The sequence below is a fragment of the Mycoplasma miroungirhinis genome, assembly GCF_013008815.1.
GTDB classification, from domain to species: Bacteria; Bacillota_I; Bacilli_A; order Mycoplasmatales; family Metamycoplasmataceae; genus Metamycoplasma; species Metamycoplasma miroungirhinis.
On the sequence record NZ_CP053097.1, the window covers coordinates 132171 to 154187 of the forward strand.

A 22017-nucleotide genomic window follows, 5' to 3' on the forward strand; every position below is an offset into this window, starting at 1 on the left:
CAATAGATCATATTAATATTATTTTGGGTTTAATAAAAGAGAAAATAGTCACTGAAATTCATGATTTATTACAATTAGGTACATTACCTGGTTATGATTTTTTTGATGACAAACAACCGCTATATTTAAAGTTATTCAAAGGTAAAGAATTTACAGCATATTTTGATAATCCTGATGCGATATACCAAATTGCTACTGAAACTACATTTCAAATTAATGATGATTCCAAAAAAGATGTAAGAACTGATATTTTATTACTAATTAATGGATTACCGATTTATAATATTGAATTAAAAAAAGAAAAATCTAATATTCAAGCAGCAGTTAATCAACTAAAAAATTATAGTGAATTATTATTTAATAAAAAACTTTATTGCGATAATAAACAACAAGTAATGTATAAATTCGTTCAAATTTTAGTAGCTATGTCAGAAAATGAAATGATTTATACACCAAATCAAACTGATGTTCAAAATATAAGTTCAAAACCAGAAGAATGATTTAATTGAACAAATGAAAATAATTCCAAAATTTATAATTACGAACAAGTTGTCAAAACATTTTTTAAAATTCCTTTAACTCATAATTTAATTGCTCGTTATGCATCAGCTAATACTAATATAGATCAATTGATGGTTCTTAGAAGTTACCAAATCCATGCAATTGAAGCAGCACTTAAAAATGTTGAAGAAGTAATTGAAACTCATAAAGAACATCAATTAAATAAAATCGGTTACGTTTGACATACAACTGGTTCAGGGAAAACTTTTACTAGTTTTAAATTAGCACAATTATTAAAAAGAATATACCCAGATCGAAAAGTAGTTCATGTTGTTGATCGTCGTTCATTAAATCAACAAACGAATTTTCAATTTAAAAAATATGCAAACGATGATAGTAAAGATGATAAATATATTATAAAAATATCTCAACCTACTAATTCACATTATTTAAAACAAAAACTTGAAGCAGCATCTCAAAAAGAAATCATTATTACTTCTATCCAATTAATCCATGAAATTAAAACTATAAATGTAAATACTGAAAAATTTATTTTTGTTTTTGATGAAGCTCATCGTTCAACTGATGGTGAATGATTTATTCAATTTAAACAAAACTTTAAAAATGCAATGGTAATTGGTTTTACAGGTACTCCAATTTTAGATGATGAAAAAGATAAAGATGGTGAAAAAACTTTAACTGAAAAAATTTTCGGTCATGAAATTCATCACTACACGATGCAAGAAGGAATTAGAGATAAAAAAGTTTTACCCTTTACAATTAAATTAGATTTTAGAAAAGAATTATTAGAGTTTTTTGGAATTTTAGATTTTATGAAATCAAATCGTTTAGAATATCAAGATAGTACTGAGAAATTTAAGTATTTTCACAATGATAAAGCTGATAAATCAGAATTTTATAAAAAATATATTAAACCATATGAAAATGGTATTTTTTCAAGAAATGATTTTGATAATGCGAGATTGACTTTTTTAAATTTACTAGAAGATAGTGAAAAAGATAATGATTTAAAATTAAAATTAGAAGAACAATTATCATTATTAGGTTATTTTGAAAGTGATATTTATAAAAAATGAATAGTTGAAGAAATAATAGCTGATAGACAAGATAACAAAAGCAGAATATGAAGTGGTATTTTTGCAGTTAGCAGCATTGAAGAAGCGATTTGATACTATGAGCAATTTCAAGAGGACATTTCTAAATTAAGTGAAGAAAAGAAAATAAAAGTTTCAGTTTTATTTGATTTTTCTCTTCCTTCTGATTCAGATAAATATATTAAACGTTTAGATTTTTTAAAATCTCTTTTAGATCAATATAATAAAAATTATGGTACTAATTACAATGTTAAAGAACATTTATCAGAAGGAATATTTAAAACTAATATTGAACAAAGATTAGCTCAAGATATAAGAGAAGAAAATATTAATAAAACTATTACTGATAACGGTACATCATCACAAAAATTAGACTTATTAATTGTTGTTGACCAACTTTTAACAGGTTATGATTCAAAATTTGTGAATACTATTTATTTTGATAAGGAAATTACTCAAAAATATGCAATTATTCAAGCTATTTCAAGAACTAACAGAATATATCCTTATAAAAATTATGGCAAAGTGCACTTTTTTAAAAAACCTATTCAAATGAAAAATAACTTAGAAAAAGCATTAAAAATGTATGCTAATATAACACCTGAACAATTTAATAGTTTTATCGAAGAATACAAACCCGAAAAAATTTTTGCAAAAATTATAGAACAGTACAAAATTTTAGAAAATATTCGTAAAAAACTACAAATCCCTGAAAATTATAGTAAAATTCCTCCAAAATTAATGGAAACAGATTTTATCAATTTAAATAATTTAACAAAAGATAATATCAATAATTTTTTACAGATATTTAATAACATTTTTAATTATCGTAAAAAATGATATTATTTAGACCAAGATCAAAGAGAAAAATTTAGTGCAAATCCTGTTATTAAAAACATAGAAACAACTACATGATGAAATATTTTAAAAAGAAGATATCAGGATTTATTATCATTGATGAAAAAAACAACAAATTTATCAAAAACTGATGAAAGAAATTTAATTAACTTTGAATTATTTGAAAATAATTCCAATAATTTAGATTTTAATTTCAATATTAAAGTTGATGATAATTATTTAGAAAATCTTAAAACTCCTTTAACAAGAGAATATGTTATTGATAAATTATATGAACAACAGAAATTATATGAATACAGTGAACAAATAATAATAGATCAATTGATTGAAGATATTAAAAATGAAACTTATATTATTGATAATTATAATTTTTTAAAAAATCTTAAAGAAGAAATTGAAACATACATAATAAAATATAAAAATAAACAAAAAAAAATAATGTCTTATTTTTTTCAAACTTAACTGGAATACCTGAACAAGAAATTTCGGAATTTAAAAATTTAGATCCAAATGTAAATCAAATTTTAAATTACAAAACAATCTTTAAGTTAATTAAACTAGAAAAAATGGATGAGTTCTCTAAATTTTGTGAAACTGAATTTAAAAAAAATGTATTAAATAATTCTGCTAAAATAAATTGTGTTAAACGTTATTTTGAAGAAAAAATAAATAATAAACAACAATAATGTTGTTTTTGTGGGTTATTTATTATTAAAATAAATTCGATATAGATCTCATTACGAGATCTATATCTTTATTTTCTAGTTCATTTATAATATGCAGATAAATTTTTTCGGTTGTATTCATACTAGCATGTCCTAAGCGTTTTGCAACTGAAGCAATAGAAACACCTGCATATAATAAAATAGATGCATGTGTATGACGTAGACCATGAATAGAAATGACAGGAATATTTGCTCTTTTACAATATTTTTCTAATCTATCGTTAATAGTTGAGTTAAAAATATGTTTTTTTCAAACAAAAATTGGTTTTTCTAAATCAAGATCTTTTACTAATAAAGCAAATCTTGAACTTGTTAATCAATCTAATTGAATTTTACGATTGGAAGTTTTATTTTTAGTTAATGAAAATCCTGTATTTTCTTTATAATCTCATGTTTTATTAACATTTAAAGTTTGTTTTGTAAAATCAAAATCTTTAGGTGTAATTCCTAATACTTCAGAAAAACGCATTCCAGTTTTTGCTACTAAAAATATTAATCAATCAAAATTTAATTTATCTTCTAATTTTAGTTCTTTAATTAATAATTGTAATTCAAATTGACTTAAAAATTTTGTCTTTTTTTCACGAGGGAATTTTCCTTTAATAACTGCCTTTCTTGTGGGATTTACTAAAATCAATCCATCATCAAAAGCATCTAATAGGCAACTTTTTAAATGATGATGAAAATCTAATGTTGTTTGTTTTTCATGATAAATTGCATAATCATTTAATATTTTTTGATATGTCATTCTATCAATGTCGCAAACTCTTAAATCTGGTGCTAATTTTTTAATTCAACCAAGTGTTAATTTATATTTAGAAAATGTTATGTTTCTTATCGATCCTTTTTTATATATTGAGATTCAGTTTTCAAAATATTTATAAAATAAAATTTCATCTTTTTTCATTGTTTCCTTTCTAACCCACAGAAAAAAACAATGTATAATTTCTATATAAAATTTAAATATGAAAATATTTTATATTTTTATCGATTTTTTTACTTATAAAAGTGGAGGACAAAATGGAAAAAACACAAATTGAATCTATTTTAAAAGAAATAGAAAAAAAATTCGGTAAAGAATCGATTATGTATTTAGGTCAAAAATCTGATTTAAATTGTAAAACCTTTTCAACTGGATCTCTTACACTTAATAAAGCTTTAGGAATAGATGGATGACCTAAGGGACGTATTGTTGAAATATATGGACCTGAAAGTAGTGGAAAAACTACTTTAGCATTACATGCTATAGCTGAAATACAAAAAAATGGAGGAATAGCAGCGTTTATCGACGCAGAACACTCTATTGATCCAATTTATGCTCGTAATTTAGGAGTAAAAATTGATGAATTAATTTTATCTCAACCAGATAGTGGAGAACAAGCATTAGAAATAGTTGATATTTTAACAAAATCCGGTAATATTGACTTAATTGTTGTTGATTCAGTTGCTGCTTTAGTAACTGAAGCAGAACTATCTGGTGAAATGCGAGACCAAACTATTGGAGGTCAAGCTAGATTAATGTCAAAAGCATTAAGAAAAATTACATCAAGTTTAGCAAAAAATGAAACTACAGTAATTTTTATTAACCAAATTAGAGAAAAAGTAGGGGTTATTTTTGGAAATCCAGAAACTACACCAGGTGGAAAAGCTCTAAAATTTTATTCTTCAGTTAGAGCAGAAGTTAGAAAAGTAAGCAATATAACTGATAATAACGAAATAAGTGGAAACTTAGTAAAAATTAAAATTGTAAAAAATAAACTATCAGCACCTTTTAAAACGGCAAATGTAGAAATAATTTTTTCAAAAGGTATTGACAAAATTGGAGAAATTATTGATTTAGCTGAAAAATTTCAAATTTTTGTAAAAAAAGGTTCATGATACTCATATAATCAACAAAATATTGCACAAGGAAAATCTAATTTAAAAATTTATCTTGTACAACATGAAGATGTTTTAAAAGAAATTACTAATTTAGTACTTGAACAATTAGCAAATGACTAAATAAATTTATTTATGATATTATTATAATTTTAAATTATAATCATATTATTATGTATGTTAAAAATAGTGACAATGAAATTAATATAGTATTTTTTGGTGATATTTTTGGTGATCCAGGTATTAATGTCGTAAAAAAATACATAGATAAAATAAAAGTAGAATATAAACCCGACTTTTTAATAGCTCAAGCTGAAAATGTTTCAGGTAGAAAGGGTTTTAGACCTGAAGAATATCAAAAATTAAAAGAAATAGGAATTGATGCATTTACATTAGGAAATCATGTTTGAGCTGAAGAATCAATTATAAATATTATTGATAATGATGATGTTATAAGGCCAGCTAATATAAAAAATACATATCCTGGTAGCGGTTATCGTGAATTCAAAGTAAAAAATTTTACTATTGGAATAGTTTCAATGATGGGTATTCAATTTAATATTTTACTAAATCCTTGAAATGAAGAATCGGCTGATGATTTTTTTAATAAAATTGATGACATTTTAAAAAATCATCAACCGGATTTTCTAATTATAGATTTTCACGGTGAAACAACAAGTGAAAAAAATGTTTTTTCACTTTATTGTGATGGTAAAGTTTCAGCTGTTTTAGGAACTCATACCCATGTTCAAACTAATGATGCAAGAATTTTGCCTAATGGAACTTATTATTGTACAGATGTTGGAATGTGTGGGCCACATAATTCTGCTATAGGAGCAAATTATAAAGAAGTTTATGAAAAAATGCGTTATGGTTTAAGAGCAAAATTTCAAACTTCCCCTAATTCTTGTCAAATAAATGCTATTTATTTTAAATTAACTAAAGATAAAACTAAACAAGAAATCAAACTAATAAATATTATAGAATAAGGACTTTATGGATTCAATTGATAAAATTAAAAAAACAGTTAACTTTTCATATGATAGAATGAAACAAAGAATGGAATATATATCTATTTTATATCAATGTGAACTTTTAGAAAAAGATATAAATATTGACAAACTTTTTGATGATATTAATATAAATGAAAATAAAGTTCAAACAATTGAAAAATTAAAATTCACTTTACCCAAAATCAAACATTTATTAAAATTAGCCACAAATGATCGACAATGAGAACAAATTGAACCTTTGATAAGAGCTATTCTAATTTATGGAGTTTTTGAAATGAATTTTAATGAACCTGCTTTAGTTATTAATGAAATGATCAATATTACTAAAATATATAGTCCAGGTAATGCATATAAATTTGTAAATGGTATTTTAGATAAATTTAAAAGATAATATGAATCAAGATAATATTCAAAAAATTAACAATACCATTAGAAAACTCAAATTATTATCATATACAAATCCTAAGTCATTAAAATATATATCACGTTTTAAACATAAACAAATGCAGTTTTTAGTTTCTAAAATATTTTTATTATTTGAAAGTTCACTTTCAATTAATGAATTAATAAAAATTGAATACGAATTGTTAGAAAAAAACTTTTTAAAAGATATGTATGTTGACATTTTTATGAAAAATAGATTTACATTTAAAAAAGAATTTATCAATTGTAAATGAGAAAGTTTTGCTAAATTTCTTTTTTACATTTTTCAAACTTCGACTTATTTTTTTGATAAAAAACATAAAGTTCCTAATGTATTTATTATTGGTGGTGAAATAACTATTAATGAAGAAAAACGTCGACTTTTTAATGAATTTGCAGAAAGCCTAGAAAAAGTAAGTATAAACTTTAACTTTTATATCAAACAAATATTAAAATGAGTAAAATAGTCAAAAAAAGATTAGATATTTTAGTAAGTGAAAAGTTTAAGTTTACAATTTCAGATGCTGAAATGCAAGTTAGAAGTGGAAATATTTTAGTAAATAGTAATAAAATATTTTTACCATCATTAAAGTTTAGTGAAGATTCAAAAATTGAAATAATTAATCAAAAAGAATACGTTTCAAGAGGATCTTATAAACTTTTAAAAGCAATTCAAGAATTTAAATTAAATCCAGAAGATTTTATTTGTTTAGATCTTGGTGCAAGTACTGGTGGATTTGTAGATGTTTTATTAAAATATAAAGCAAAAAAAGTTTATGCAGTAGATGTTGGACAAACACAATTACATAATTCATTAGTAAATAATAAAAAAGTGATAAATTACGACAAAACTAATTTAAAAGACCTAGAATTAAGTTATTTCGATGAAAAACTTGATTTCATAACATGCGATGTTAGTTTTATTAGTTTAAAATATGTTTTTGAAGTAGCAAAAAAATTATTGGACAAAGATAAACAAATTGTAGTTTTAATCAAGCCACAATTTGAAGCATCATCAAAGTATGTTGAAATAGGTGGTTATGTCGATGAACAATATCATCCATATTTAATTGAAAAAGTAAAAAGTTTTGCATCAGACAATGAATTTAATTTTAATAAAATAACAAAAAGTCCAATTACTGGAACTAAATCCAAAAATATTGAATATCTTGCACTATTTACAAAAAGATAACGGAAGGTAAAATATGAATTATAAAAATCGTTTCCCAATGTTAATAAATAATCCAGATTTAGTTTATTTTGATAATGCTGCATTATCATTAAAACCAGATGTAGTTTGTGAAGCTGGGAATGATTTTTATACTAAATATTCAGTATCTACAAGAACAAAAGATTCAAAATTAGGACATAAAACTAGTACATTTATATATCAAACAAGAGAAAAATTAGCATCATTACTTGATGCTGATGAAAATAATGTCATTTTTACTTCAGGATCAACTGAAAGTTTAAATCAAATTGCAATGATGATAGAAGATATAGTTGAAGATGGTGATGAAATATTATTTTCTATCTTTAATCATGCGTCTAATGTCCTCCCTTTCTTTTATTATTTACAAAACAAAAATATCACATATAAATATTTTTCTGACCAACAAGAATTATTAAATATGATTTCATCTAAAACTAAAATTATTTGTTTAAGCCAAATTACAAATAATTTAAATATTGATTATAATTTAGATGAAATATACCAATTATGTTTAAAAAATGATGCATTTTTAATAAACGATGCAGCTCAAGCAATTGGTTATAAAAAAGTTACTATTAAAAATAGTGATGCAATAATTATGTCTGCTAATAAATTTTACGGTCCAACAGGATTAGGAACAATGATTTTTTCAAAACGTCTTTTTCATAAATTAAGACCTAAAAAATTTGGTGGTGGAGCTTCTAAATATTTAAATTATACAGATTCATTATCTCCACTAGCATTTGAACCAGGAACTCATAATTATGCTGGCATTTTTCAATTAAATGCTGCTCTTGATTTTGTATTTGCAATCGGACTTGAAAATATAAATAAAAAAGTTAATTATATTTCACACTTATTACATAATAAATTAAAATTACTGGATAATGTTATTTTATATTCTAAACCAGGTGATTCTATATGTTTATTTAATGTAAAAAATGTAGCAAGTCAAGATGTAGCAAGTTATTTAGGAAATAATTCAATTTATGTTAGAAGTGGAACTTTTTGTGCATGGTTTATGGAAAATATAAGTGAATTTCATGGTACATATGTAAGAATTTCATTAGCTTTTTATAATGATGAATCAGATGTAGATAAATTAATTGCAAAATTAAAAACAGGAGGTGATTTTATTGACTACTTATAGTAATTTAGAAAAAAGAGAAATAATTTATTCACATTATGAAAAACCTAATAATTTTTTAAAATATCAAGATGCAAAAAGTATTTTAGATCACTCAAATACTGGTTGTGCTGATAACTTAGTTTTAAATGTCGAAATAAAAAATAATATTTTAACAAATGCTAGTTTTAATGGGATAGGTTGTTCTATTTTTATTGCTGCTACTGATATTATGATAGATATTTTAAAAAATAAAACTATTGATGAAATAAAAATAATAATTCAAGAATATGAAAATATGATTTTAAATTCTAAAGTCAATAATATGGAGATATTAGGTGATTTAGTTATTTTTGAAAATGTCAAAATACATCTTAATCGTGTTGAATGTGCAATCATTATTTCTAGATCATTTAAAAAAGCATTAAATATTGAATAACAAAATAATTTTTCATATTGATATGGATTCATTTTTTGTTAGTTGTGAAAGAATAACAAAAAATGAATTACAAAATGTCCCAGTTGCAATAGCAAAAGATACCAAAAGATCAATAGTTTCTGCCTTAAGTTATGAAGCAAAAAAATTAGGTGCAAAAGTAGCCACTCCTGTTTATGAATTAAAATCTTTAATACCTGATATCAAACTTGTAAAACCAAATTTAGCTTTTTATAATTTAATAAGTAATCGGATTTTTGATTATGTCTATAATAATATAACCAAAAATTTAGAAATATATAGTATTGATGAATGTTATATTGATTTAAGTGAAGAAATTTTTACATTTGAAGAAGCTTATCAAAGAGCAAAAAAAATTCAACAAGAAATTTTAAAACTATTTAAAATTCCTTGTTCAATCGGAATCAGTTTTAGTAAATTTCTTGCAAAAATGTCCACAAATCTAGCAAAACCGAATGGTATATTAATTACTAAAAAAGATGATATACAAAAACATTTTTATAAATTATCTATTAATGAGTTTTTTGGAATTGGTAAAAAAAATTCTCAGAAATTAATTAATTTAGGAATTAAAACTATTGAAGATTTTGTAAATTATGATGATTTTGATACTTTAAAAAAATATTTAGGTAATAATTTTTGAAATTTAAAACAACAAATTTTAGGTAATGAAGTTTTAAAAAAAGAAAAAATAACTACCACTATTAAATCCATTGGTAATAGTTTAACTTTTGAATCTGAAAGTTTAGTTAATGGTGAAGATATTTTAAAACAATTACAATATTTATCATTTAAAGTAGCAGAACGATTAAAATTAAATAATAATTTTGGTTCTATTGTAAAATTATCATTAAGACAATTAAATGGAATATGAATTTCATTTCAAGAAAATGTTCATGATAATATTTTTTCATTTAATAATATTTATAAATGTATACAAAGTTTATTTTGAGAACATTGAAATGAAATTCCACTACGTGGAGTAGGTGTAACAGTATCAGAATTAAAATCAAATGGTGATATGAGCTTAAATATTTTCGAAAATAGAAAAAAACAAAATGCAAAAGAAATAGTTAATAGTATTAATTCAATGTATAACAAAAAAATATTACAAATGGCAAACGATGTACAAAAAAAAGAAAAATCAAAAATTAGTAATACTAAATTTGTAAATGAAAATTATAAAAATATTTTAAAAAGTAAAATAAAAACGTAATGAGGAAATATGAAAATAGGTTTGTATGGTGGAACTTTTGATCCAATAACAAAAGGACATATAAAAATAGCTAAACATGCAATTGAAAATTTAGGTTTAGATAAATTAATTTTTATTCCTGTTTATGTAAATCCATTTAAAACTAAACAAAAATCTGTAGATTGTAATCATAGATATAATATGATACAACTTATTTTAGAAGATAAAATGGAAGTTAGTGCATTTGAAATTAATAAAAAAGGACCATCATATACAATAGATACCTTAAGATATTTTAAAAATAAATTTCCAAATGATAAATTATATTTTTTATTCGGTTCTGACAATTTAGATACAATTCATAAATGAGAAAATGTTGATGAATTTAATGATTTAGTTGAATTAGTTTGTTATCGTCGTTCAGATAATATTAATAAAGCAAATTTAAAAAAATACCATATTAAAATAATGAATAATACTTTATATAATTTTTCTTCTACTGATTATAGACAGGGAAATATAGAAATGGTAACAAAGGATGTACAAAATTATATAGCAGAAAATTATTTATATTTTGATGATATTTTAAGAAATACTTTATCAGTTAATCGATATAAACATTGTAAACAAACTGCAGAATTTGCTTCTAAATTAGCTATTTATTTAAATTATTCACAAAAAATAGCTTATTATGCTGGTTTATTACATGATATTACAAAAGAATGATCAATTGATACACATAGAAATTTTTTAAAAAAATATAATGTTAATGATAAAGATGTAAATGACCATGAATTGCATCAACTAACAGGATATTTATATTTAAAAAATATTTTGTTAATAAAAAATAAAGAACTATTAAATGCAATTAAACACCATACTACCTTAACATATTCAATGACAACATTAGCAAAAATAATATATGTTGCTGATAAAATCTGTATGGGAAGAGCCTGAAAAGGAATACAAAGATATCGTAATATGGTATTTAATAATTTTGATGAAGGTTATAAAAATTTAGTTTTAAAAATTTGAAATTATTATAAAGACAATAATTATTCTTTGACTAATGAACAAAATAATATATATGAATATAATATAAAAAATAATGAATAAATTAATTGGAATTCAAGTAAGTGTAATAGTGCTACTTGAATTTTTTAATTTAAAATAATAAATTAAAATTTTAAAATTTTTCTTTCGACTTATTATTTTAAATTTATGTTTTTTTATAAATAATAATCATTTTATGGTATCATTATTTAGCAATTAATTTTTTACATCTTTTTTAGTTAATGAAAAAATAATATTTTTATTTTTTTTATAAATTATTATAAAAATGTGGTAATATTAATATTGCATTAGTAAACTACAAGATAAAATATTTTTTATTTAAAATATAATCAATATAGTGTATAATCTTATTTGCTAATAATTAATAGTTCTTTCAAAACTGGATATAAATACCATAAATCGTCAATTCAATTATATATAAGAGTTTGATCCTGGCTCAGGATGAACGCTGGCTGTGTGCCTAATACATGCATGTCGAACGAGTAGCTTGCTACTAGTGGCGAATGGGTGAGTAACACGTGCTTAATCTACCTTTTAGATTGGGATAACAAACGGAAACATTTGCTAATACCGGATATGTATTAAGATCGCATGATTTTAATATGAAAGGAGCCTTAAAGCTTCACTAAAAGATGAGGGCGCGGAACATTAGTTAGTTGGTAGGGTAATGGCCTACCAAGACTATGATGTTTAGCCGGGTTGAGAAACTGAACGGCCACACTGGGACTGAGATACGGCCCAGACTCCTACGGGAGGCAGCAGTAGGGAATATTCCACAATGGGCGAAAGCCTGATGGAGCGACACAGCGTGCATGATGAAGGCCTTCGGGTTGTAAAGTGCTGTTATTAGGGAAGAACACTAAAAATAGGAAATGATTTTTAGCTGACGGTACCTAATCAGAAAGCGATGGCTAACTATGTGCCAGCAGCCGCGGTAATACATAGGTCGCAAGCGTTATCCGGAATTATTGGGCGTAAAGCGTTCGTAGGTTGTTTGTTAAGTCTGGTGTCAAAGCCCGGGGCTCAACCCCGGTATGCATTAGATACTGACAAACTAGAATTAGATAGAGGTAAGCGGAATTCCATGTGAAGCGGTGAAATGCGTAGATATATGGAAGAACACCAAAGGCGAAGGCAGCTTACTGGGTCTATATTGACACTGAGGGACGAAAGCGTGGGGAGCAAACAGGATTAGATACCCTGGTAGTCCACGCTGTAAACGATGATCATTAGTCGGTGGAGAATTCACTGACGCAGCTAACGCATTAAATGATCCGCCTGAGTAGTATGCTCGCAAGAGTGAAACTTAAAGGAATTGACGGGGACTCGCACAAGCGGTGGAGCATGTGGTTTAATTTGAAGATACGCGGAGAACCTTACCCACTCTTGACATCTTTCGCAAAGCTATAGAGATATAGTGGAGGTTAACGGAATGACAGATGGTGCATGGTTGTCGTCAGCTCGTGTCGTGAGATGTTAGGTTAAGTCCTATAACGAGCGCAACCCCTATTTTTAGTTACTAACGGATAATGCTGAGGACTCTAGAAATACTGCCTGGGTAACCAGGAGGAAGGTGGGGATGACGTCAAATCATCATGCCTCTTACGAGTGGGGCTACACACGTGCTACAATGGTCGGTACAAAGAGATGCAATACGGTGACGTGGAGCAAATCTCAAAAAGCCGATCTCAGTTCGGATTGAAGTCTGCAACTCGACTTCATGAAGTCGGAATCGCTAGTAATCGCAAATCAGCAACGTTGCGGTGAATACGTTCTCGAGTCTTGTACACACCGCCCGTCACACCATGGGAGCTGGTAATGCCCGAAGCCGGTTTGTTAACTTCGGAGACGACTGTCTAAGGTAGGACCGGTGACTGGGGTGAAGTCGTAACAAGGTATCCCTACGAGAACGTGGGGATGGATCACCTCCTTTCTACGGAGTACAAAGATTATTAAATTAATAATCAATTATAATAACAATAAGTTATTAAAATGTTACAAAAAAAAGATTTATAAATATTTATATCCAGTTTTGAGAGATCTATCTCTCTTTATAGTTCTTTGAAAACTGAATAGAAAAGACATTTGTAAATATTAATATTTCAAACGTTTTGATCAACCAATATAGAATACAAAATCATATCTAATCTTAAAAATAAAATTAAGATAATAGGTCATACTATTAAATAAGTAAGAGTTTTTGGTGGATGCCTTGGGTCTGGAAGTCGATGAAGGACGCGATTACCTGCGATAAGCCTCGTTGAGCTGGAAATAAGCTATGAAACGGGGATTTCCGAATGGGGAAACCTAACTAGATTAATCTCTAGTTGCATTCTAATGAATACATAGTTAGAAATGTGAGACACGTTGAGAACTGAAACATCTTAGTACCAACAGGAAAAGAAAATAAAAAATGATTCCCTTAGTAGCGGCGAGCGAAGTGGGAAAAGCCTAAACCAACATTTGTTGTTGGGGTTGTGGGACGACTTATATAGAGTTAAAAAATTCATAGATAACAGAAGGAGTTGGAATGCTCCACAATATAGGGTGAAAGTCCCGTATGTGAAATTTATGAATCTCTTAGTTGTATCCCGAGTAGGGCGGGGCACGTGAAACCCTGTCTGAATCAGCCGGGACCATCCGGTAAGGCTAAATACTAACCAGACACCGATAGTGAACTAGTACCGTGAGGGAAAGGTGAAAAGAACCCCGAGAGGGGAGTGAAATAGATTCTGAAACCAATTACTTACAGTTAGTCAGAGCCCGTTAATGGGTGATGGCGTACATCTTGCAGTATGGACCGGCGAGTTATGACAACATGCTAGGTTAAGTAGAATAAAGCGAAGCCGTAGAGAAATCAAGTCTGAATAGGGCGCTTAAGTATGTTGTTATAAACCCGAAACCAGGTGATCTACCCATGAGCAGACTGAAACTTAGGTAAAACTAAGCGGAGGGTCGAACCGTAGTACGCTAAAAAGTGCCCGGATGACTTGTGGGTAGGGGTGAAATTCCAATCGAACTTGGAGATAGCTGGTTCTCTTCGAAATAGCTTTAGGGCTAGCGTGTAGTGTTAAATAATGGGGGTAGAGCACTGAATATGGAATGGCGGCGCCTAGCTGTACTGACTATAATCAAACTCCGAATACCATTATGTATTACTATGCAGTCGGAACATCGGTGATAACGTCGATGCTCGCGAGGGAAACAACCCAGATCGTCAGCTAAGGTCCCAAAATTGTGTTAAGTGAGAAAGGTTGTGGGATTTCTTAAACAGCTAGGATGTTGGCTTAGAAGCAGCCACCGTTTAAAGAGTGCGTAATAGCTCACTAGTCGAGAGATCCTGTGCCAATAATTTAACGGGACTAAAACACAATACCGAAGCTACGGGCATGAAAATGCGTTAGGAGAGCGTTCTAAGGGCATTGAAGCTAGACTGTGAAGACTAGTGGAGCGCTTAGAAGTGAGAATGCCGGTATGAGTAACGATTCAGAGTGAGAATCTCTGACGCCTATTGGGGAAGGTTTTCTGGGCAAGGTTCGTCCACCCAGAGTTAGTCAGGACCTAAGACGAGGCCGAAAGGCGTAGCCGATGGACAACAGGTTAATATTCCTGTACTTCCTTAAAGTGTGATGGAGTGACGGAGAAGGATAGCATTACCACTTATCGGATTGTGGGGTAAGCATTTAGAGGGTTACTGGAGGCAAATCCCTAGTAACATAACCTTAAGATGTTATGCATAATGAAATGGCAACATAGTAATGAATTATGTGATTCCATGCTTCTTAAAAAAGCTTCTAACTTAAGCTTTAAGGGACCTGTACCGAGAACGAACACACGTCCCCAAGATGAGTATTCTAAGGCGAGCGAGAAAACCAATGTTAAGGAACTCTGCAAAATTATCCCGTAAGTTCGCAAGAAGGGATGCCAATAGAAATATTGGCCGCAGTAAAATGTGAGGGGGAACTGTTTATCAAAAACACAGCTCTATGCTAAGTCGTAAGACGATGTATATAGGGTGACGCCTGCCCAGTGCCCGAAGGTTAAGATGATGTGTTAGCTTATGCGAAGCACTGATTTGAAGCCCGGGTGAACGGCGGCCGTAACTATAACGGTCCTAAGGTAGCGAAATTCCTTGTCGGCTAAATACTGACCTGCACGAAAGGCGCAATCATCTCTTAACTGTCTCAACATTGGACTCGGTGAAATTATGGTCCCAGTGAAAACGCTGGGTTCCCGCATCAAGACGAAAAGACCCCGTGGAGCTTTACTATAACTTCGTATTGAATTTTGGCTTAACATGTGTAGGATAGGTGGGAGACTTTGAAGCTTAGACGCTAGTCTAAGTGGAGTCATCCTTGAAATACCACCCTTGTTAATTTGAAATTCTAACTTGCTACCATTATCTGGTAGGAGGACAGTGCGTGGTGGGTAGTTTGACTGGGGCGGTCGCCTCCTAAAGGGTAACGGAGGCGTTCAAAGTTACACTCAGTACAGTCAGAAACTGTATGTAGAGCATAAAGGTAAAAGTGTGATTGACTGTGAGACCTACAAGTCGAGCAGGTGCGAAAGCAGGACTTAGTGATCCGGCGGTACTTCATGGAAAGGCCGTCGCTCAACGGATAAAAGCTACCCCGGGGATAACAGGCTTATCTTCCCCAAGAGATCACATCGACGGGAAGGTTTGGCACCTCGATGTCGGCTCATCGCATCCTGGAGCTGGAGTCGGTTCCAAGGGTTGGGCTGTTCGCCCATTAAAGCGGTACGCGAGCTGGGTTCAGAACGTCGTGAGACAGTTCGGTTCCTATCTGATGTGGGCGTTGGAATATTGATGAGAGCTGCTCTTAGTACGAGAGGACCGGAGTGGACGTACCGATGGTGTTCCAGTTGTTTCGCCAGAAGCATAGCTGGGTAGCCAAGTACGGAAAGGATAACCGCTGAAAGCATCTAAGCGGGAAGCCTCCTCAAAGATGAATATTCCCTATGAAATTCCTTATAGACTATGAGGTTGATAGGCTGGAGGTGTAAGTGTAGTAATACATTCAGCTGACCAGTACTAATAAATTCAATGGTTTAATAGTAATTATTTTATATTGGTAAATGTATAAATTTTCTATTCAGTTTTCAGAGTTCTATAAAATGAATTCTGTTTTTTTTACACTTTTTTAAATCAAAGTTAAAATATAGTGTATAATGTATAAGCATTTAAATATATAGTTCTTTCAAAACTGGATATAAATACCATAAATCGTCAATTCAATTATATATAAGAGTTTGATCCTGGCTCAGGATGAACGCTGGCTGTGTGCCTAATACATGCATGTCGAACGAGTAGCTTGCTACTAGTGGCGAATGGGTGAGTAACACGTGCTTAATCTACCTTTTAGATTGGGATAACAAACGGAAACGTTTGCTAATACCGGATATGTATTAAGATCGCATGATTTTAATATGAAAGGAGCCTTAAAGCTTCACTAAAAGATGAGGGCGCGGAACATTAGTTAGTTGGTAGGGTAATGGCCTACCAAGACTATGATGTTTAGCCGGGTTGAGAAACTGAACGGCCACACTGGGACTGAGATACGGCCCAGACTCCTACGGGAGGCAGCAGTAGGGAATATTCCACAATGGGCGAAAGCCTGATGGAGCGACACAGCGTGCACGATGAAGGCCTTCGGGTTGTAAAGTGCTGTTATTAGGGAAGAACACTAAAAATAGGAAATGATTTTTAGCTGACGGTACCTAATCAGAAAGCGATGGCTAACTATGTGCCAGCAGCCGCGGTAATACATAGGTCGCAAGCGTTATCCGGAATTATTGGGCGTAAAGCGTTCGTAGGTTGTTTGTTAAGTCTGGTGTCAAAGCCCGGGGCTCAACCCCGGTATGCATTAGATACTGACAAACTAGAATTAGATAGAGGTAAGCGGAATTCCATGTGAAGCGGTGAAATGCGTAGATATATGGAAGAACACCAAAGGCGAAGGCAGCTTACTGGGTCTATATTGACACTGAGGGACGAAAGCGTGGGGAGCAAACAGGATTAGATACCCTGGTAGTCCACGCTGTAAACGATGATCATTAGTCGGTGGAGAATTCACTGACGCAGCTAACGCATTAAATGATCCGCCTGAGTAGTATGCTCGCAAGAGTGAAACTTAAAGGAATTGACGGGGACTCGCACAAGCGGTGGAGCATGTGGTTTAATTTGAAGATACGCGGAGAACCTTACCCACTCTTGACATCTTTCGCAAAGCTATAGAGATATAGTGGAGGTTAACGGAATGACAGATGGTGCATGGTTGTCGTCAGCTCGTGTCGTGAGATGTTAGGTTAAGTCCTATAACGAGCGCAACCCCTATTTTTAGTTACTAACGGATAATGCTGAGGACTCTAGAAATACTGCCTGGGTAACCAGGAGGAAGGTGGGGATGACGTCAAATCATCATGCCTCTTACGAGTGGGGCTACACACGTGCTACAATGGTCGGTACAAAGAGATGCAATACGGTGACGTGGAGCAAATCTCAAAAAGCCGATCTCAGTTCGGATTGAAGTCTGCAACTCGACTTCATGAAGTCGGAATCGCTAGTAATCGCAAATCAGCAACGTTGCGGTGAATACGTTCTCGAGTCTTGTACACACCGCCCGTCACACCATGGGAGCTGGTAATGCCCGAAGCCGGTTTGTTAACTTCGGAGACGACTGTCTAAGGTAGGACCGGTGACTGGGGTGAAGTCGTAACAAGGTATCCCTACGAGAACGTGGGGATGGATCACCTCCTTTCTACGGAGTCAAAGATTATTAAATTAATAATCAATTATAATAACAATAAGTTATTAAAATGTTACAAAAAAAAGATTTATAAATATTTATATCCAGTTTTGAGAGATCTATCTCTCTTTATAGTTCTTTGAAAACTGAATAGAAAAGACATTTGTAAATATTAATATTTCAAACGTTTTGATCAACCAATATAGAATACAAAATCATATCTAATCTTAAAAATAAAATTAAGATAATAGGTCATACTATTAAATAAGTAAGAGTTTTTGGTGGATGCCTTGGGTCTGGAAGTCGATGAAGGACGCGATTACCTGCGATAAGCCTCGTTGAGCTGGAAATAAGCTATGAAACGGGGATTTCCGAATGGGGAAACCTAACTAGATTAATCTCTAGTTGCATTCTAATGAATACATAGTTAGAAATGTGAGACACGTTGAGAACTGAAACATCTTAGTACCAACAGGAAAAGAAAATAAAAAATGATTCCCTTAGTAGCGGCGAGCGAAGTGGGAAAAGCCTAAACCAACATTTGTTGTTGGGGTTGTGGGACGACTTATATAGAGTTAAAAAATTCATAGATAACAGAAGGAGTTGGAATGCTCCACAATATAGGGTGAAAGTCCCGTATGTGAAATTTATGAATCTCTTAGTTGTATCCCGAGTAGGGCGGGGCACGTGAAACCCTGTCTGAATCAGCCGGGACCATCCGGTAAGGCTAAATACTAACCAGACACCGATAGTGAACTAGTACCGTGAGGGAAAGGTGAAAAGAACCCCGAGAGGGGAGTGAAATAGATTCTGAAACCAATTACTTACAGTTAGTCAGAGCCCGTTAATGGGTGATGGCGTACATCTTGCAGTATGGACCGGCGAGTTATGACAACATGCTAGGTTAAGTAGAATAAAGCGAAGCCGTAGAGAAATCAAGTCTGAATAGGGCGCTTAAGTATGTTGTTATAAACCCGAAACCAGGTGATCTACCCATGAGCAGACTGAAACTTAGGTAAAACTAAGCGGAGGGTCGAACCGTAGTACGCTAAAAAGTGCCCGGATGACTTGTGGGTAGGGGTGAAATTCCAATCGAACTTGGAGATAGCTGGTTCTCTTCGAAATAGCTTTAGGGCTAGCGTGTAGTGTTAAATAATGGGGGTAGAGCACTGAATATGGAATGGCGGCGCCTAGCTGTACTGACTATAATCAAACTCCGAATACCATTATGAATTGCTATGCAGTCGGAACATCGGTGATAACGTCGATGCTCGCGAGGGAAACAACCCAGATCGTCAGCTAAGGTCCCAAAATTGTGTTAAGTGAGAAAGGTTGTGGGATTTCTTAAACAGCTAGGATGTTGGCTTAGAAGCAGCCATCGTTTAAAGAGTGCGTAATAGCTCACTAGTCGAGAGATCCTGTGCCAATAATTTAACGGGACTAAAACACAATACCGAAGCTACGGGCACGTAAGTGCGTTAGGAGAGCGTTCTAAGGGCTTTGAAGCTAGACTGTGAAGACTAGTGGAGCGCTTAGAAGTGAGAATGCCGGTATGAGTAACGATTCAGAGTGAGAATCTCTGACGCCTATTGGGGAAGGTTTTCTGGGCAAGGTTCGTCCACCCAGAGTTAGTCAGGACCTAAGACGAGGCCGAAAGGCGTAGCCGATGGACAACAGGTTAATATTCCTGTACTTCCTTAAAGTGTGATGGAGTGACGGAGAAGGATAGCATTACCACTTATCGGATTGTGGGGTAAGCATTTAGAGGGTTACTGGAGGTAAATCCCTAGTAACATAACCTTAAGATGTTATGCATAATGAAATGGCAACATAGTAATGAATTATGTGATTCCATGCTTCTTAAAAAAGCTTCTAACTTAAGCTTTAAGGGACCTGTACCGAGAACGAACACACGTCCCCAAGATGAGTATTCTAAGGCGAGCGAGAAAACCAATGTTAAGGAACTCTGCAAAATTATCCCGTAAGTTCGCAAGAAGGGATGCCAATAGAAATATTGGCCGCAGTAAAATGTGAGGGGGAACTGTTTATCAAAAACACAGCTCTATGCTAAGTCGTAAGACGATGTATATAGGGTGACGCCTGCCCAGTGCCCGAAGGTTAAGATGATGTGTTAGCTTATGCGAAGCACTGATTTGAAGCCCGGGTGAACGGCGGCCGTAACTATAACGGTCCTAAGGTAGCGAAATTCCTTGTCGGCTAAATACTGACCTGCACGAAAGGCGCAATCATCTCTTAACTGTCTCAACATTGGACTCGGTGAAATTATGGTCCCAGTGAAAACGCTGGGTTCCCGCATCAAGACGAAAAGACCCCGTGGAGCTTTACTATAACTTCGTATTGAATTTTGGCTTAACATGTGTAGGATAGGTGGGAGACTTTGAAGCTTAGACGCTAGTCTAAGTGGAGTCATCCTTGAAATACCACCCTTGTTAATTTGAAATTCTAACTTGCTACCATTATCTGGTAGGAGGACAGTGCGTGGTGGGTAGTTTGACTGGGGCGGTCGCCTCCTAAAGGGTAACGGAGGCGTTCAAAGTTACACTCAGTACAGTCAGAAACTGTATGTAGAGCATAAAGGTAAAAGTGTGATTGACTGTGAGACCTACAAGTCGAGCAGGTGCGAAAGCAGGACTTAGTGATCCGGCGGTACTTCATGGAAAGGCCGTCGCTCAACGGATAAAAGCTACCCCGGGGATAACAGGCTTATCTTCCCCAAGAGATCACATCGACGGGAAGGTTTGGCACCTCGATGTCGGCTCATCGCATCCTGGAGCTGGAGTCGGTTCCAAGGGTTGGGCTGTTCGCCCATTAAAGCGGTACGCGAGCTGGGTTCAGAACGTCGTGAGACAGTTCGGTTCCTATCTGATGTGGGCGTTGGAATATTGATGAGAGCTGCTCTTAGTACGAGAGGACCGGAGTGGACGTACCGATGGTGTTCCAGTTGTTTCGCCAGAAGCATAGCTGGGTAGCCAAGTACGGAAAGGATAACCGCTGAAAGCATCTAAGCGGGAAGCCTCCTCAAAGATGAATATTCCCTATGAAATTCCTTATAGACTATGAGGTTGATAGGCTGGAGGTGTAAGTGTAGTAATACATTCAGCTGACCAGTACTAATAAATTCAATGGTTTAATAGTAATTATTTTATATTGGTAAATGTATAAATTTTCTATTCAGTTTTCAGAGTTCTATAAAATATTTTTTGAAATTAAAATATTGATATAATTTTAATTATGAAACAAATTAGAATAAACACTAAAAAAAATTATTTGAAAAATAGAATTATTAAATTTTTACAATTTTTATTTTTGTATTTTTCAATAATTTTTTTATTTTGTTTGTTCGTTTTTTTTATAAAATATTTATCAAATAGTAAAAATTATTTACAATCTAATATATTTATTTCCTATTGAATTACCAGTATAATATTATCAACTTTTTCATGTACTATTTATCATTATATTAATTGAAAAAATGGACAATTTCGATTTAAAATATTAACTTGATATAGTTTAATTATATTTATAATCATTAGTTTAATTTTTAGTTTTTCTTATTAAAAAATCTAAGAAAAACTTTTTTTTGTTATAATATTATAGCAACTATTAGATTATGATACATAAGGTTATGATACACCGAGCTTAGTTGTTCTC

The 22017-nt window shown here is 31.6% G+C and carries 11 protein-coding genes and 4 rRNA genes; 14 read left to right on the forward strand and 1 reads right to left on the reverse strand.

Features of this window, described 5'->3' with window-relative positions:
• Window positions 1-23 precede the first annotated feature (23 nt).
• Complete coding sequence (locus tag HLA92_RS00630; RefSeq protein WP_171112513.1) at window positions 24-2936, forward strand: type I restriction enzyme subunit R domain-containing protein; 2913 nt, start codon at window positions 24-26, stop codon at window positions 2934-2936.
• 249 nt (window positions 2937-3185) lie between these two features.
• Here HLA92_RS00630 and HLA92_RS00635 read toward each other — a convergent pair whose 3' ends face one another.
• Window positions 3186-4106, reverse strand: coding sequence for a site-specific integrase (locus HLA92_RS00635; protein WP_171112516.1), 921 nt, complete (start codon window positions 4104-4106; stop codon window positions 3186-3188).
• A gap of 113 nt (window positions 4107-4219) precedes the next feature.
• Here HLA92_RS00635 and recA point away from each other — a divergent pair, with 113 nt between their 5' ends.
• The 13 genes from recA (at window position 4220) to HLA92_RS00700 (ending at window position 21501) form a co-directional block, all read left to right on the forward strand.
• On the forward strand, window positions 4220-5200 hold the full coding sequence (gene recA, locus HLA92_RS00640) for a recombinase RecA (protein ID WP_171112518.1): 981 nt from the start codon (window positions 4220-4222) through the stop codon (window positions 5198-5200).
• Between the two features lie 50 nt (window positions 5201-5250).
• Window positions 5251-6066, forward strand: coding sequence for a TIGR00282 family metallophosphoesterase (locus HLA92_RS00645; protein WP_171112519.1), 816 nt, complete (start codon window positions 5251-5253; stop codon window positions 6064-6066).
• Between the two features lie 7 nt (window positions 6067-6073).
• Window positions 6074-6481, forward strand: coding sequence for a transcription antitermination factor NusB (locus tag HLA92_RS00650; protein WP_171112521.1), 408 nt, complete (start codon window positions 6074-6076; stop codon window positions 6479-6481).
• Between the two features lies 1 nt (window position 6482).
• Window positions 6483-6980: a hypothetical protein gene (locus HLA92_RS00655; RefSeq protein WP_171112524.1), complete on the forward strand. Its 498-nt coding sequence runs from the start codon at window positions 6483-6485 to the stop codon at window positions 6978-6980.
• Entirely contained in the window at window positions 6968-7705 is a 738-nt protein-coding gene (locus HLA92_RS00660) for a TlyA family RNA methyltransferase (protein WP_171112525.1), read from the forward strand. Before HLA92_RS00655 ends, HLA92_RS00660 begins: the two co-directional genes overlap by 13 nt.
• Window positions 7706-7718: 13 nt before the next feature.
• On the forward strand, window positions 7719-8876 hold the full coding sequence (locus HLA92_RS00665) for an aminotransferase class V-fold PLP-dependent enzyme (RefSeq protein ID WP_171112529.1): 1158 nt from the start codon (window positions 7719-7721) through the stop codon (window positions 8874-8876).
• Window positions 8863-9291, forward strand: coding sequence for a Fe-S cluster assembly sulfur transfer protein SufU (gene sufU, locus HLA92_RS00670; protein ID WP_171112531.1), 429 nt, complete (start codon window positions 8863-8865; stop codon window positions 9289-9291). The genes HLA92_RS00665 and sufU overlap by 14 nt, the downstream gene beginning before the upstream one ends.
• Window positions 9284-10525: a Y-family DNA polymerase gene (locus tag HLA92_RS00675; RefSeq protein ID WP_171112533.1), complete on the forward strand. Its 1242-nt coding sequence runs from the start codon at window positions 9284-9286 to the stop codon at window positions 10523-10525. The genes sufU and HLA92_RS00675 overlap by 8 nt, the downstream gene beginning before the upstream one ends.
• Before the next feature lie 9 nt (window positions 10526-10534).
• Complete coding sequence (locus tag HLA92_RS00680; RefSeq protein WP_171112536.1) at window positions 10535-11620, forward strand: nicotinate-nucleotide adenylyltransferase; 1086 nt, start codon at window positions 10535-10537, stop codon at window positions 11618-11620.
• 371 nt (window positions 11621-11991) lie between these two features.
• Window positions 11992-13511, forward strand: a 16S ribosomal RNA gene (locus HLA92_RS00685).
• 247 nt (window positions 13512-13758) lie between these two features.
• A 23S ribosomal RNA gene (locus tag HLA92_RS00690) occupies window positions 13759-16656 on the forward strand.
• 181 nt (window positions 16657-16837) lie between these two features.
• Window positions 16838-18357, forward strand: a 16S ribosomal RNA gene (locus HLA92_RS00695).
• Window positions 18358-18603: 246 nt separating this feature from the next.
• Window positions 18604-21501, forward strand: a 23S ribosomal RNA gene (locus HLA92_RS00700).
• Together the 16S and 23S rRNA genes form the textbook arrangement of a ribosomal RNA operon.
• The last annotated feature ends 516 nt before the right edge of the window (window positions 21502-22017 follow it).